Genomic DNA, 13,821 nt, shown 5'->3' with positions numbered 1-13,821 from the left:
GGCCGCCAGGAGCTGCGCGGAAGCCCGATTCCGTAACACGGCGAAAACCTGAGCACGGTTCAACGAGGCCACAATCCAGCCAGCATCCGCACACGATCATTCAGGCAGCAAGGAGCAACACGTGACCAGTGTCGACCGGTACTTCAAGATCTCCGAACGGGGATCCACCTTCGGCCGGGAGATACGCGGCGGCTTCGCCACGTTCTTCACGATGGCCTACATCCTTGTCCTGAATCCCATCATCCTCGGCAGCGCGAAGGACAAGTTCGGCCACACCCTCGACACCGTCCAACTCACCACCGCCACCGCCCTGGTGGCCGCGGTGATGACGATCGTCATGGGCGTCGGCGGCAACCTGCCGCTCGCGCTCGCCGCGGGCCTCGGCCTGAACGCGGTGGTCGCCTTCCAGATCGCCCCGCTGATGAGCTGGGACGACGCGATGGGCCTGATCGTCCTCGAGGGCCTGCTGATCTGCGTGTTGGTGGTGACCGGTCTGCGCGAGGCAGTCATGCACGCCATCCCGCAGCCGCTCAAGCAGGCGATCAGCGTCGGCATCGGCCTGTTCATCGCCTTCATCGGCTTCGTCGACGCCGGCTTCGTCAGCCGCATCCCCGACGCCGCGGGCACCACCGTGCCCGTCCAGCTCGGCGGCACCGGCACCCTCTCCGGCTGGCCGGTCCTCGTCTTCTGCCTCGGCGTTCTGCTGACGGTCGCGCTGCTCGCCCGCAAGGTCAAGGGCGCGATCCTGATCAGCATCGTCACCATGACCGTGCTCGCGATCGTCATCAACTCGATCGCCGACATCAAGTCCTGGGGCCTGACCACGCCGTCCTGGCCCGACGAGATCGTCGACACCCCCGACTTCGGACTGATCGGTCACTTCAGCCTGTTCGGCGCGTTCGGCGAGACCACCGCCATCACCGTCGTCCTGCTGGTCTTCACCCTGATCCTGTCCGACTTCTTCGACACCATGGGCACGGTCGTCGGCATCAGCGCGGAGGCCGGACTGCTCAACGAGAAGGGCGAGGTGCCCAACCTCGGGCGCGTGCTGCTCATCGACGGCGCGGCGGCGGTCGCCGGCGGCGCTGCCTCCTCGTCCTCCGCGACCTCCTACATCGAGTCCGCGGCCGGTGTCGGCGAGGGCGCGCGCACCGGCTTCTCCAACCTGGTCACCGGCGGTCTGTTCGCCCTCGCCCTGTTCCTGACCCCGCTCCTCACCATCGTCCCGCTCCAGGCGGCGGCCCCGGCCCTGGTCGCCGTCGGCTTCCTGATGATGACCCAGGTCAAGAACATCGACTGGGACAAGTACGAGATCGCCATCCCTGCGTTCCTCACCATCGCCGTGATGCCCTTCACCTACTCGATCACCAACGGCATCGGCGCGGGCTTCCTCGCGTACGTCGTGATCAAGACGGTCCTCGGCAAGGCGAAGGAGGTCCACTGGCTGCTGTGGGCGGCGTCGGCACTGTTCGCGGTGTACTTCGCGATCGACCCGATCGAGCAGATTCTGGGCGTGAAGTAGCGACGCCGGTGAGGTACGCAACCCAAGGGGCGCGGGGCCGCATCGATATGCGGCCCCGCCGCGCGGGCGCGACCAGCCACGACGGACCCGCAGGCTGATCGCGCAGCCATCCTCAACCCTTCAACGCCGCTTGCATCATCGCCTTGGCCACGGGTGCCGCCAGGCCGTTGCCGCTCACTTCTGAACGTGCCGCGTCCGACTGCTCCACCACCACCGCCACGGCCACCTCCTTGCCGTCCGTCTTGCCGTAGGACGTGAACCAGGCGTACGGCGCCTTGCTGTTGTTCTCGCCGTTCTGGGCCGTGCCCGTCTTGCCGCCGACGGTGACGCCGTCGATGAGCGCGTTCGTGCCGGTGCCCTTCTCGACGACCGTCTGCATCGCGGACTGGAGCTGCTCGGCGGTGGAGGAGCTGATGATCCGTTCGCCGGACGCCTCGTCGTCGTAGTCCTTGAGGACGTCGCCGCCGCTGTCGGTGATCTGGGAGACCATGTGCGGCGAGACCAGCTCACCGCCGTTGGCGATCGCGGCCGACACCATGGCCATCTGCAGCGGGGTGGCGGTCACGTCGAACTGGCCGATGCCGGTCAGCGCGGTGGACGACTCGTCCATGTCGGAGGGGTACACGCTCGGGTACGCCCGCACCGGCACGTCCAGGCTGTCGTCGTTGAAGCCGAACTTCTCGGCCATCGCCTTCACCTTGTCCTGCCCGAGCTGCACGGCCATGTGCGCGAACACGTTGTTGCAGGAGTACTGCAGCGCCACCCGGATCGAGGCGTTCTCGCAGGGCGCGGAGGTGTTCTCGTTCTTCAGGACCGTGCGGGTGCCGGGCAGCGTGTAGGGGTCCTCGCTGTCCGTCTTCTCGTCCACCGACGAGTACAGCCCGTCCTCCAGCGCGGCCGCCGCCACCACCAGTTTGAACGTCGAGCCCGGCGCCAGCGGCTGCCGCAGCGCCCGGTTGACCAGCGGCTTGTCGGAGTCGGAGTTGAGCTTCTTCCAGGCCGTACCGGCGGTGTTGGCGTCGGTGAGGGACGACGGGTCGTACGACGGGGTCGACACGACCGCCAGGATCTTGCCGGTCGTCGGGTCGATCGCGACGGCCGCGCCCTTCTTGTCGCCCAGCGCGTCGTACGCCGCCTTCTGCACGTCCGGATCGATCGTCGTGATCACGTCGCCCGGGTCGGCCCGCTTGTCGGTGACCGTGTCCATCACGGTCTTCAGCCGGCTGTCCGTCCCGTTGAGCAGGTCGGCGTAGATGCCCTCCAGCTGGGTCGGGGCGTAGGCCTGCGAGGCGTAGCCCGTCACCGCCGCGTACAGCTTGCCGTTCGTGTACGTCCGCTTGTACTTCAGGTCGCCGCCCGAGGTGGCGGCCGAACCGGTGACCGCCTTTCCGGCCACGATGATGTTCCCCAGCGGCTGCGAGTACGTCTCGATCGCGTTGCGCCGGTTGTCTGTGTCGTCCGCGAGAGCCTGGGCCTCGTAGAACTGCACCCAGGTCGCCCTGATCAGCAGGGCGAACACCAGCAGCAGCGAGAAGACCGAGGCACGCCTGATCGTCTTGTTCATTGCGATCAGGAAGACGAGCGGGCCGAAGCGAATCGTTCCCTTCGGCCGGTTTTCTCATCGTACGTTCATGCGTCCAGCTTCAGGACGACCTCCGGGGTCTCCTCGCCGCGCGCGTGGGCGAAGCCCGAGGCGTGCGCCGTGACGCGGAAGCCGCACTTCTGAAGCACCCTGAGGGAACCGGCGTTGTCGGCCGCCGCCCGGGCGTACAGCGGACGCTCGGTGACCTCGGCCAGCAGCGTCCGCAGGGCCGCCGTCGCGATGCCCTTGCCCCAGTAGGCCCGGTCCACCCAGTACGTCACCTCGCGCTCGCCCGGCTCCCCGTACACCGCCGCGTGACCGACGACGTCCCCGTCGGTCAGGACCGTGCGGACCAGCGCGGTGGAGGACCTGACCCGTTTCCAGTGGTCCTCGAAGGCGGACCGGTCGGAGGGGTTCTCCGGGGTGAACGCGGCCATCCGCAGGGCCTCGGGGTCGTTCAGCAGCCGGTAGAACACCGGCAGATCGCTGTCGTGGACGGGGCGCAGGGCGATATCCATCACCCGAGCCTACTCAGAGCCGGCGGGTGGCGAGCGTGAGGCGGTCCCGCGCGTCGAACAGGGCGTCCTTGACCATCTGCTCGTGCGCCGGGGTCAGCCGGGCCACCGGCACCGAGCAGCTGATCGCGTCCCGGGCCGGGGTGCGGTAGGGGATCGCCACACCGAAGCAGCGCAGGCCGAGGGTGTTCTCCTCGCGGTCCACGGCGAAGCCCTGATCGCGCACCTGGTGCAGTTCCTCGATGAGCTTCTCGCGGTCCGTGATGGTGTGTTCGGTGAGCGCGGGCAGTGTCTCCGGGAGCATCTTGCGGACCTGCTCGTCGGTGTACGTGCTCAGCAGCGCCTTGCCCAGGGAGGTGGAGTGGGCGGGCAGCCGGCGGCCGACACGGGTGAAGGGGCGCAGATAGTGCTGGGACTGGCGGGTGGCGAGGTAGACGACGTTCGTGCCGTCGAGGCGGGCCAGGTGGATGGTCTCCGTGGTGTCGTCGGAGAGCCGGTCCAGGGTCGGCCGGGCCGCGGCGACGACCTCGTCGCCGTCGATGTAGGAGGTGCCGACGAGCAGCGCCCGGACACCGATGCCGTACCGCGTGCCCGTCGCGTCCGTCTCCACCCAGCCGAGTTCCACGAGCGTGCGGAGCAGCATGTAGAGGCTGGACTTGGGGTAGCCGACGGCCTCCTGAACCGCCGCGAGGGAGTGCATACCGGGGCGGCCGGCGAAGTATTCCAGCAGCTCAACCGTCCGCACCGCGGACTTGACCTGCGCCCCGCCCCCCGTCTCGCCAGCCGACATCGCCCTTGACCCCTTCGTTCGACGGGAAATAGTCTCCAACAGCATATTCACCATGAGAGACGCTGTTCAGTATATCGAACGTCCCTGGTGGATGAGCCAATACCAAACGTGGCCAGTAAGCAAGCGTGGAGGGACCCGCGGTGGCAGCAGCACCAGTCTGGAGTGTCGACCCCCGTACCGGGAAGCAGCGTGAACAGGTTGCGGTGGAGGCCACGGCCCAGGAGGTGGACACCGTCGTCCGTGCCGCGCACGCCACGCGCGGCTCGCTCGCCGACCGCACCGTCCGCGCCGCCTTCCTGCGCACCGCCGCCGACAAGCTGGAGGCGGCCAAGGACCAGCTGGTCGAGGTCGCCGACGCGGAGACCGCGCTCGGCCCGGTCCGGCTGAACGGCGAGCTCGCCCGCACCTGCTACCAGCTGCGCGCGTTCGCCGGCATCGTCGACGAGGGCGCCTTCCTCGACGTCGTCGTCAACCACCCCGACGACACCGCCACCCCGCCCATCCCCGACCTGCGCCGCTACAAGGTGCCGCTCGGCGTGGTCGCCGTCTACTCGGCGTCCAACTTCCCCTTCGCGTTCTCCGTCGCCGGCGGCGACACCGCGAGCGCGCTGGCGGCCGGCAACCCCGTCGTCGTCAAGGCGCACCCCGACCACCCGGCGCTGTCCGAGCTGGTCGCCAAGGTGCTGCGGACGGCCGCCGCCGCGCACGGCATCCCCGAGGGCGTCCTCGGTCTCGTGCACGGCTTCGAGGCGGGCGTCGAGCTGATCAAGCACCCGCTGGTCGCCGCGGCCGGTTTCACCGGGTCCATCCGGGGCGGGCGCGCGCTGTTCGACGCGGCCGCGGCCCGGCCGACGCCGATCCCCTTCCACGGCGAGCTGGGCTCGCTGAACCCCGTCGTGGTCACCGAGGCGGCCGCCGCCGAGCGCGCGGAGGCCATCGGCGCCGGGCTCGCCGGATCGATGACGCTGGGCGTCGGGCAGTTCTGCGTCAAGCCGGGCCTGGTCCTCGTACCGTCCGGCTCGGCCGGTGACGGGCTGGTCAAGTCGCTGACGGACGCGGTGAGCGACACGGAGGCGGGCGTGCTGCTCGACCACCGGATGCGGGACAACTTCATCGCCGGGGTCGCCGAGCGGGCCGAGCTGCCCGACGTCGAGACGCCGGTGACGCCCGGCGCGGGCGGGGAGCACACCGTCAGCGCGGGCTTCCTGACGGTGCCGGCGGCACGGCTTGCCGAGGAGGGCGCGCACGACCTGCTCCTCGAGGAGTGCTTCGGGCCGGTCACCGTGGTGGTCCGCTACGAGGACGAGGGTGAGGTCAAGGCTGTTCTGTCGCGGCTGCCGGGGAATCTCACCGCGACCGTGCAGCTGTCCGACGAGGAGGCCGCCGGGCAGGGGCGGGGGGCCGAGATCCTCGCGGAGCTCACGCCGCTCGCGGGGCGTGTGCTGGTGAACGGCTGGCCGACGGGGGTTGCCGTCGCGCCGGCGCAGCATCACGGGGGGCCGTACCCGGCTACGACGTCCACGTCGACGTCCGTGGGTGGGACTGCCATCGAGCGGTGGCTGCGGCCCGTTGCCTATCAGAACGCGCCTGCGGCGCTGCTGCCGGTGGAGCTTCGGGACGAGAACGAGTTGGGGCTGCCTCGTCGGTTCAACGGGCGTTTGGAGCGGTAGCGCTCCGCGGGTGCGCCGTAGGGGTGCGCCGTAGGGGTCGGGGTGTATCGGCGGGTGCGGCGCCGTCGTGGCCGTTCGCGCCGTTCCCCGCGCCCCCAAGAAGGGCGGCCTGCCTCCCCCTGGATAATTCCGCCATGGACGTCTCGCTTCCCGAACTGCCGTTTCCCCTCCGTACCTATGGGCCCGACGGGCACTGGTCCCACGAGGACGGGGTGCTCACCGGGTGGGCCGGGCCGCGGCAGGACCGGTTCGTGCCGCCGACCGGGGAGGGGCTGGAGCCCGCCGCCGACGCGCCGCGGCTGCTCGGGGCGCCCGAGGGGGACTTCCAGCTGATCGCGCGGGTCACCGTGGGATTCAACTGGGCCTTCGACGCGGGGGTGTTGTACGTCCATGTCGGCGAACGCGCCTGGGCCAAGCTCTGCCTGGAGTACTCCCCGGACGTGGCCACCGTCTGCACGGTGGTCACCCGGGGACACTCCGACGACGCCAACTCCTTCACCGTGGACGGCAGTTCCGTCTGGCTGCGGGTGAGCCGGACCGGTCGCGCCTTCGCCTTCCACGCCTCGCGCGACGGCCGGCGCTGGACCTTCGTCCGGCTGTTCACCCTGGGCGAGGAGAAGGAGACCGGCGCCGCCCTGGTCGGCTTCATGACCCAGTCGCCGATGGGGGAGGGGTGTGTGGTGACGTACGACCACATCGAGTTCCGGGACGCCTGGCCGGACGATCTGAGAGACGGCAGCTAGGAACCGGGACGCCTGCTGTGTCGTCCTCCCGTGCATGATCGGAGAACCCCCCACCCCGAGCCGAGTGATCCGTACCGTCGTGCCCGCCGAGGCGGAGGCCGTCGTGGCGCTGCACGCGCGGGCCCGGGCCACGTACTACCCCGACGGGATCCCGCAGGACGGTACCGCCTGGCTCGCCAACTGGCGTACGGCCATCGAGCGGCCCGACGGACAGGTGCTGTGCGTCGTCGAGCAGGGGCGGATCGTCGGCCTGGCCTCGTTCCGGGTGCCGGAGGGCGCCGGTGCGGAGACGGTCAAGCTGTTCCAGTTCCACGTCGACCCGGACCGCTGGCGGGCGGGCATCGGTACGGCCCTGCACACCGCCTGTGTGGAGCAGTGGCGGGCCGACGCGCGTCGTACGGCCGTGCTCGACGTGCATGTCGACAACCGGCGCGCCCAGGCCTTCTATGCGCGTCAGGGCTGGGTCCCGGACCCGGAGAACCCGCCCGCGGACGACGACCACCATCTCTTCCTGCGCTTCTCCGTGCGCGGGGAATGAACCCCGCTGATTGAACGTTCATGCACTCGGCGGAGGGGGTCTCCGTCCCCCGTACGAGTTGGAGAGTGCCGAGACCATGCGCGTCGAGATCTGGAGCGACATCGCCTGCCCCTGGTGCTATGTCGGAAAGGCCCGCTTCGAGAAGGCGCTCGAGGCGTTCCCGCACCGCGACCAGGTCGAGGTGGTGCACCGCTCCTTCGAGCTGGACCCCGGCCGCGCCAAGGGCGACGTCCAGCCCGTGATCAAGATGCTCACCAAGAAGTACGGCATGAGCGAGGCGCAGGCGCAGGCCGGTGAGGAGAACCTCGGCACGCAGGCCGCCGCCGAGGGACTGGAGTACCAGACCCGGGGCCGCGACCACGGCAACACCTTCGACATGCACCGCCTGCTGCACTTCGCCAAGGAGCGGGGCCGGCAGGACGAGCTGATCCAGATCCTCTACCGGGCGAACTTCGCCGAGGAGCGGTCCCTCTTCACCGAGGGCGACGAGCGGCTCGTGGAGCTGGCCGTCGAGGCCGGCCTCGACGCCGACGCCGTCCGCAAGGTGCTCACCGACCCCACCGCCTACGCCGACGACGTCCGCGCCGACGAGCGCGAGGCCGCCCAGCTCGGTGCGAACGGCGTGCCCTTCTTCGTGCTCGACCGCGCCTACGGCGTCTCCGGCGCCCAGCCCGCCGAGGTCTTCGCCCAGGCCCTCACCCAGGCCTGGGGCGACCGCTCCCCGCTGAAGCTGATCGACGACGGCGGCGCGGAGGCCTGTGGCCCGGACGGGTGCGCGGTGCCGCAGCACTGAGAAGCGCAGGTGGGGGCGGACGTATAAGCGCTCCTTAGGGGTTCCGCTCAGAAATCCGCAATGGACTACGAGTTCTCCCGGCCCCACAGTGGACCCATGGAGACCTTCGAGAGCCTCGTCCGCGCCGAGTTCGCCCCGAAGAACACCTACCTCAACACCGCGAGCAACGGGCTGCTGCCGGCCCGCGCCGTGGCGGCCCTGCGGGAGGCCGTCCAACTGCGGGCCGACGGCCGGCCGCTCGGGCCGTTGTACGCCGACGTGGAGGCGGCCCGTGCCTCCTACGCCCGGCTGGCCGGCGTTCCCACCGAGCGCGTGGCGGCCGGCGCCTCGGTCGCCGCCCACACCGGGGTGATCGCCGCCTCCCTGCCCGCCGGCGCGGAGGTCCTCACCGCCGAGGACGACTTCACCTCCGTGGTGAACCCGTTCCATGTCCGCGGCGACCTCAAGGTGCGCGCCGTGCCCCTGGAGCGGATCGCCGAGTCGGTCCGTCCCGGCACCGCGCTCGTCGCGGTCAGCGCGGCGCAGTCCGCCGACGGCCGGATCGCCGACCTGCCCGCCCTGCGCGAGGCGGCGCGGGAGTACGGAGCCCGCACGTACGTCGACTTCTCCCAGGCCGCCGGCTGGCTTCCGATGGACGCCGGCGCGTACGACTACACCGCCGCCGTCGGCTTCAAATGGCTGCTCGGCCCGCACGGAGCGGCCTTCCTCGTCCTGCCCGAGGACTTCGGCGGGCTGACGCCGGTGCTGGCCGGCTGGGTCGCGGGCGAGCGGCCCTGGGACAGCTGCTACGGCCCCGTGACCGAACTCGCCCACTCCGCACGCCGTTTCGACCTCACCCACGCCCTCTTCAGCTACGCCGGTCTGCGCCACTCCCTCGCCCTCGTCGAGGAACTCGGCGTGGAGGCCGTCCGAGCCCACGACCTGGCCCTCGCCGACAGCTTCCGCACCGGACTCGCGACCCTCGGCCACGAACCGCTGCCCGCCCCCGGCTCCGCGATCGTCTCGGTGCCCGGACTCGGCCACCGCCAGGCGGAGTTGAGCGCGGCGGGCATCGAGGTCTCCGACCGCGCGGGCAACCTGCGCGCCTCCTTCCACCTCTACAACACCCCCGCCGACGTCGAGCGCCTGCTGGACGTGCTCTCGGGCTGACAGCCCTTGCCGCACGCGCGCCCGGGACGCTAGGAAAGGCACCAGGGGTGGTGGTGCCGGTGGATCCCACGGACACGGACAGGGACGCATCGACGGGGGCGGTCGCCGACGCCGAGCTGCACGGGCGGCTGGTGTACGGCGACGGGTCCGCGCTGGCCGAGACGTACGCCGTCTACGGCGGGCTGGTGCGGCGGATCGCCCTGCGCGTCACCCGCAGCCCGGCCGCCGTCGAGGACATCGCGCAGGAGGTCTTCACCGAGCTGTGGAGCAGGCCGTACGCCTTCGACGCCCGCCGGGGCAGCCTGCGCACCTGGCTGTCGATGCTCGCGCACCGGCGGGCCGTGGACTGGGTGCGCCACGAGGCCCGGCACCGCAAGGCCGGCCGCGCCGACGACAGCGCCCTGCACACCATCCCGGACGCGGCGCCCGGTCCCGACGAGGCGGTCGTGGACCGTGAACGCTCCCTGCTCCTGCACTCCGCGCTCGCCGAACTCCCGCAGCCGCAACGGGAGGTGGTGCACCTCGCCTATTTCGCGGGCCGCACCTACCGCCAGGCCGCCGCCGAACTCGGCATCCCCGAGGGCACCGCCAAGACCCGGCTGCGCACGGCCCTGCGCCGGCTGGCCGAGACACTGGCCGACCCACCGGACCCGGCCCTGGAAAGAGGCGCATGATGGCGACAGCGGAAGGAGGCGACCGGTGACCACCGACCACGAGCACGACCACGGCCACGACCGTGACCACGACGGCCTGCGCGACCTGGTGGCCGCCTCGGCCTTCGACGCCGTGACGCCCGCCGAGAAGGAGACGGTGGCCCGGCACCTGGACGGCTGCGCCGAGTGCGCGGCCGAGGCGGAACGGCTGCGCGAGACCGTACGCCTGCTGGACGTGCCGCCCGGGGAGGGTGCCGGGTGGGAGCCGCCCCCGAGCCGGGGGCCGATGGTCGAGGCCGAGCCGGACCACGTGGTGGCGGGACTGTTCCGGGGCCGCCGCCCCCAGTGGGAGAGCCCCCGCCCCGCCGCCACCCCGGTGGCCGCGCACGCCGCCGCCTACGCCGGATCCGTGGCCTCCCTGACCGCGCTGCTGCCCCATGTGTACGGCAGGTGGGGATACGACCGCTGGAAGGTCCCGGTGGTGCACGACTGGGACGTCCAGTCGACCCTCGCCCACCTCGTCGCCGCCGACGAGCAGCTCGCGCTGGCGCTCGGCGTGGACGCACAGGTGCCCCCGTCGCCGGCCGAGGACGGCGAGCCCTGGGGCGCGTACTGGGACCGGCGCACGGCCGACGTGATCCGCCACGAGCGCCGCCACTCGCCCGAGCGGACGCGCGCCGCCTGGGCGGCCCAGTGCGCCGCGCTGCTCGCCACGCCCGAGGCCCACGATCCCGAACGGGCCGCGCGCGCCGTCGAGTTGATGGGCATGCGGCTGCCCGTCGCCGACCACTTCACCGTCCGGGCCTTCGAGACGTGGATCCACACCGACGACATCGGCCGCGCCCTCGGCATCCCGGTACCGCCGCCGCCCGCGGCGCACCTCGAGCGGCTGGTACGGCTGGCCGTGAGCGTCCTCGGCCAGGCCCTCGGCCCCGCCGTGCCGCCCGTCCGCTTCACGCTCACCGGCATCGACGAGTGGACCCTCGGCGCCGGGACCGGCCCGGTGCGCGCCGGACTCGTCCTGGACCCGGTCGACTTCTGCTTCCTCGCGGGCGGGCGGAGCGCCCCGGACGCGGTGCCGCACACGGCCACGGGCGACGCCGCCGCCGTACGGGACGTACTGGAACGGACGGCGTCGCTGGCGTGGCTTTGACCGGGTGATCAGCGGACCGGGGTGAAATCCCGAGCACCGATGCTGCATTCTCCGGGGGACAACCCCCGGACCCCCGGCCGGGCGGGGCTCACCGGACCGGAGTGAAGTCCCTCGCTCCGATGAACTCCGGCCGCCGTACGGGTGCCGCGAACGGCTCGACCGCCGTGTTCTCCACGCTGTTGAACACGATGAACACATTGCTGCGCGGGAACGGCGTGATGTTGTCGCCCGAGCCGTGCATGCAGTTGCAGTCGAACCAGGTCGCGGAGCCCGCCCGGCCGGTGAACAGGCGGATGCCGTACTCGCCCGCCAGCGTGGTCAGCGCCTCGTCCGAGGGCGTGCCCGCGTCCTGCATCTGCAGGGACTTCTTGTAGTTGTCCTCGGGCGTGGCGCCCGCGCAGCCCAGGAACGTCCGGTGCGAGCCCGGCATGATCATCAGGCCGCCGTTGGTGTCGAGGTTCTCGGTCAGTGCGATCGAGACGGACACCGTGCGCATGCCCGGCAGACCGTCCTCGGCGTGCCAGGTCTCGAAGTCGGAGTGCCAGTAGAAGCCACCGGCCCCGAAGCCCGGCTTGACGTTGATCCGCGACTGGTGGACGTACACGTCCGAACCGAGGATCTGCCGGGCCCGCCCGACGACCCGCTCGTCACGCACGAGGGCCGCGAACACGGGACTCAGCCTGTGCACCTCGAAGACGGAACGGATCTCCTTCGACCGCGGCTCCACGATCGACCGTTCGTCGGCCCGGACCTCCGGGTCGCAGACCAGCCGCTCCAGCTCCCGCCGGCAGACGGCGACCTCGTCGTCACTGATGAGCTGGTCGACGGCGAGGAAGCCGTCGCGCTCGTACGCCTGGAGATCGGCCGCCGGGATCGGGCCCGGGGTGCTGGGGGAGCCCCAGACGACGGGGTCCTGGCGGGGGACGGACACCTCGGTGGTGCCGCGGGTGGGATAGAGATCGGTGACGGTGGTCATGACGGTCACACCTCCTCGGGCTCGGTGAGCAGGGGATAGACGCCGTTCTCGTCGTGGTCCTCCCGGCCCGTCACGGGCGGGTTGAACACGCAGAGGCAGCGGAAGTCCTCCAGGACGCGCAGCGTGTGCCGCTCGTGGCCGTCCAGGAGGTACAGGGTGCCGGGAGTGATCGGGTACGTCCTCCCGGTCTCGTGGTCGGTGAGTTCGGCGGCGCCCTCCACACAGACCACGGCCTCGATGTGGTTGGCGTACCACATCGACGTCTCGGTGCCGGCGTACAGAATCGTTTCGTGCAGGGAGAATCCGACGCGCTCCCGGGCGAGCACGATCCGCTTGCTCTCCCAGGTGCCGGACGCGGCCCGCACATGCCGGTCGGTGTTCTCGATGTCCTTGAACGAACGGACGATCATCGCGTCCCTCTCTGTCAGGCGGTCTCGCGGACGGCGCGGGCGACGACGCTCAGCCCCTCGTCCAGCTCCTCCGGGCTGACGGTCAGGGCCGGCAGCAGCTTCACGACCTCGCTCTCGGGACCGGAGGTCTCGATCAGCAGCCCCAGCTCGAAGGCGCGCCGCGCCACCCGGGACGCCCGCTGCCTGTCGTGGAACTCCAGTCCCCACACCAGACCGCGCCCCCGGTACTCCTTCACCTCGGCGAGGTTCTCCTCGGTGATCGAGATCAGCGCCTCCTCCACCTGCTCGCCGCGCGCCCGGGTCTGTTTCTCCATGGCGGACCCGTCGGCCCAGTACGTCTCGAGGGCGGCCGTCGCCGTCACGAAGGCGGGGTTGTTGCCGCGGAAGGTGCCGTTGTGCTCGCCCGGCTCCCACACGTCGAGCTCCGGCATGAACAGGCACAGCGACATGGGAAGGCCGTATCCGCTGATGGACTTGGAGACGGTGACGATGTCGGGGGTGATCCCGGACTCCTCGAAGGAGAAGAAGGCCCCGGTGCGCCCGCAGCCCATCTGGATGTCGTCGACGATCAGCAGCATGTCCTGCCGCTCGCACAACTCCTTGAGGGCGCGCAGCCATTCGGGCCGGGCCACGTTGATCCCGCCCTCGCCCTGCACGGTCTCCACGATCACCGCGGCGGGCTTGTTGAGCCCGGACCCCTGGTCCTCGAGCAGCCGCTCGAACCACAGGAAGTCGGGGACGGTCCCGTCGAAGTAGTTGTCGAAGGGCATGGGCGTACCGTGCACGAGCGGGATCCCGGCCCCGGCCCGCTTGAAGGCGTTGCCGGTGACGGCGAGGGAGCCCAGCGACATCCCGTGGAAGGCGTTGGTGAACGACACGATCGCCTCGCGTCCCTTCACCTTCCGCGCCAGCTTCAGCGCGGACTCCACCGCGTTGGTGCCGGTCGGCCCCGGGAACATGACCTTGTACGGCAGATCGCGCGGCCGCAGCACCAGCTCCTGGAAGGTCTCCAGGAACGACCGCTTGGCGACGGTCGACATGTCGAGTCCGTGGGTGACCCCGTCGCGCAGCAGATAGTCGATCAACGCCCGTTTCAGTACGGGGTTGTTGTGGCCGTAGTTGAGGGATCCGGCACCGGCGAAGAAGTCGAGGTACCGGTGGCCGTCCTCGTCGTACATCAGGCTGCCCTGCGCACGGTCGAAGACGGCGGGCCAGCCGCGGCAGTAGCTGCGCACCTCGGACTCGAGGGTCTCGAAGACGCTGAGATCGGGCTGGGTGATGGTCACGACGAATCGCTCCTCGGTGTGGGGGACAGAGGGATGAGCGG

14 protein-coding genes are annotated in these 13,821 nt (G+C 70.8%); 8 read left to right on the top strand and 6 right to left on the bottom strand.

What is annotated here, in order from left to right; genetic code table 11:
* The first annotated feature begins 121 nt into the window (after nt 1-121).
* Nucleotides 122-1,522 carry an NCS2 family permease gene (locus tag ACIRF9_RS04935; protein ID WP_403816455.1) on the top strand — a complete coding sequence of 467 codons (1,401 nt, stop codon included), beginning with the start codon at nt 122-124 and terminating at the stop codon, nt 1,520-1,522.
* A 112-nt stretch (nt 1,523-1,634) separates the two neighbouring features.
* Here ACIRF9_RS04935 and ACIRF9_RS04930 read toward each other — a convergent pair whose 3' ends face one another.
* The 3 genes from ACIRF9_RS04930 to ACIRF9_RS04920 form a co-directional block, all read right to left on the bottom strand.
* Nucleotides 1,635-3,086 carry a peptidoglycan D,D-transpeptidase FtsI family protein gene (locus ACIRF9_RS04930; RefSeq protein WP_403816452.1) on the bottom strand — a complete coding sequence of 484 codons (1,452 nt, stop codon included), beginning with the start codon at nt 3,084-3,086 and terminating at the stop codon, nt 1,635-1,637.
* Between the two features lie 65 nt (nt 3,087-3,151).
* The gene (locus ACIRF9_RS04925; protein ID WP_403816449.1) at nt 3,152-3,622 is read right to left on the bottom strand and encodes a GNAT family N-acetyltransferase; all 471 of its coding nucleotides are present in this window, start codon (nt 3,620-3,622) and stop codon (nt 3,152-3,154) included.
* Nucleotides 3,623-3,635: 13 nt separating this feature from the next.
* Nucleotides 3,636-4,409 carry an IclR family transcriptional regulator gene (locus ACIRF9_RS04920; RefSeq protein WP_403816446.1) on the bottom strand — a complete coding sequence of 258 codons (774 nt, stop codon included), beginning with the start codon at nt 4,407-4,409 and terminating at the stop codon, nt 3,636-3,638.
* 140 nt (nt 4,410-4,549) lie between these two features.
* Here ACIRF9_RS04920 and ACIRF9_RS04915 point away from each other — a divergent pair, with 140 nt between their 5' ends.
* From ACIRF9_RS04915 to ACIRF9_RS04885, 7 genes are all read left to right on the top strand, one after another.
* Nucleotides 4,550-6,079 carry an aldehyde dehydrogenase (NADP(+)) gene (locus ACIRF9_RS04915; RefSeq protein WP_403816443.1) on the top strand — a complete coding sequence of 510 codons (1,530 nt, stop codon included), beginning with the start codon at nt 4,550-4,552 and terminating at the stop codon, nt 6,077-6,079.
* A gap of 134 nt (nt 6,080-6,213) precedes the next feature.
* Nucleotides 6,214-6,822: a DUF1349 domain-containing protein gene (locus ACIRF9_RS04910; RefSeq protein ID WP_403816440.1), complete on the top strand. Its 609-nt coding sequence runs from the start codon at nt 6,214-6,216 to the stop codon at nt 6,820-6,822.
* Nucleotides 6,823-6,856: 34 nt separating this feature from the next.
* Entirely contained in the window at nt 6,857-7,360 is a 504-nt protein-coding gene (locus ACIRF9_RS04905; RefSeq protein ID WP_403816437.1) for a GNAT family N-acetyltransferase, read from the top strand.
* A gap of 76 nt (nt 7,361-7,436) precedes the next feature.
* Nucleotides 7,437-8,153, top strand: a complete 717-nt coding sequence (locus tag ACIRF9_RS04900; RefSeq protein ID WP_403816434.1) for a DsbA family oxidoreductase — start codon at nt 7,437-7,439, stop codon at nt 8,151-8,153.
* A gap of 96 nt (nt 8,154-8,249) precedes the next feature.
* Nucleotides 8,250-9,302, top strand: coding sequence for an aminotransferase class V-fold PLP-dependent enzyme (locus tag ACIRF9_RS04895; protein ID WP_403816432.1), 1,053 nt, complete (start codon nt 8,250-8,252; stop codon nt 9,300-9,302).
* Between the two features lie 47 nt (nt 9,303-9,349).
* Nucleotides 9,350-9,976: an RNA polymerase sigma factor gene (locus tag ACIRF9_RS04890; RefSeq protein WP_403816429.1), complete on the top strand. Its 627-nt coding sequence runs from the start codon at nt 9,350-9,352 to the stop codon at nt 9,974-9,976.
* Between the two features lie 25 nt (nt 9,977-10,001).
* Nucleotides 10,002-11,108, top strand: coding sequence for a maleylpyruvate isomerase family mycothiol-dependent enzyme (locus ACIRF9_RS04885; protein WP_403816426.1), 1,107 nt, complete (start codon nt 10,002-10,004; stop codon nt 11,106-11,108).
* 88 nt (nt 11,109-11,196) lie between these two features.
* Here ACIRF9_RS04885 and thpD read toward each other — a convergent pair whose 3' ends face one another.
* Genes thpD through ectB form a run of 3 tightly spaced genes read right to left on the bottom strand, consistent with a single transcriptional unit; the run spans nt 11,197 to nt 13,780 of the window.
* Nucleotides 11,197-12,084, bottom strand: coding sequence for an ectoine hydroxylase (gene thpD, locus ACIRF9_RS04880; RefSeq protein WP_403816423.1), 888 nt, complete (start codon nt 12,082-12,084; stop codon nt 11,197-11,199).
* 5 nt (nt 12,085-12,089) lie between these two features.
* Nucleotides 12,090-12,494, bottom strand: coding sequence for an ectoine synthase (locus tag ACIRF9_RS04875; protein ID WP_403816420.1), 405 nt, complete (start codon nt 12,492-12,494; stop codon nt 12,090-12,092).
* Between the two features lie 14 nt (nt 12,495-12,508).
* Nucleotides 12,509-13,780 (bottom strand): diaminobutyrate--2-oxoglutarate transaminase, encoded by a 1,272-nt coding sequence (gene ectB / locus ACIRF9_RS04870; protein ID WP_403816418.1) that lies wholly within the window; start codon nt 13,778-13,780, stop codon nt 12,509-12,511.
* Nucleotides 13,781-13,821 lie beyond the last annotated feature (41 nt).

It is taken from the genome of Streptomyces sp. NPDC096132 (genome assembly GCF_044763345.1).
Taxonomy (GTDB): domain Bacteria; phylum Actinomycetota; class Actinomycetes; order Streptomycetales; family Streptomycetaceae; genus Streptomyces.
Note: the sequence above shows the minus strand (reverse complement) of the source record. Positions and strands in the feature narration are given on the sequence as shown.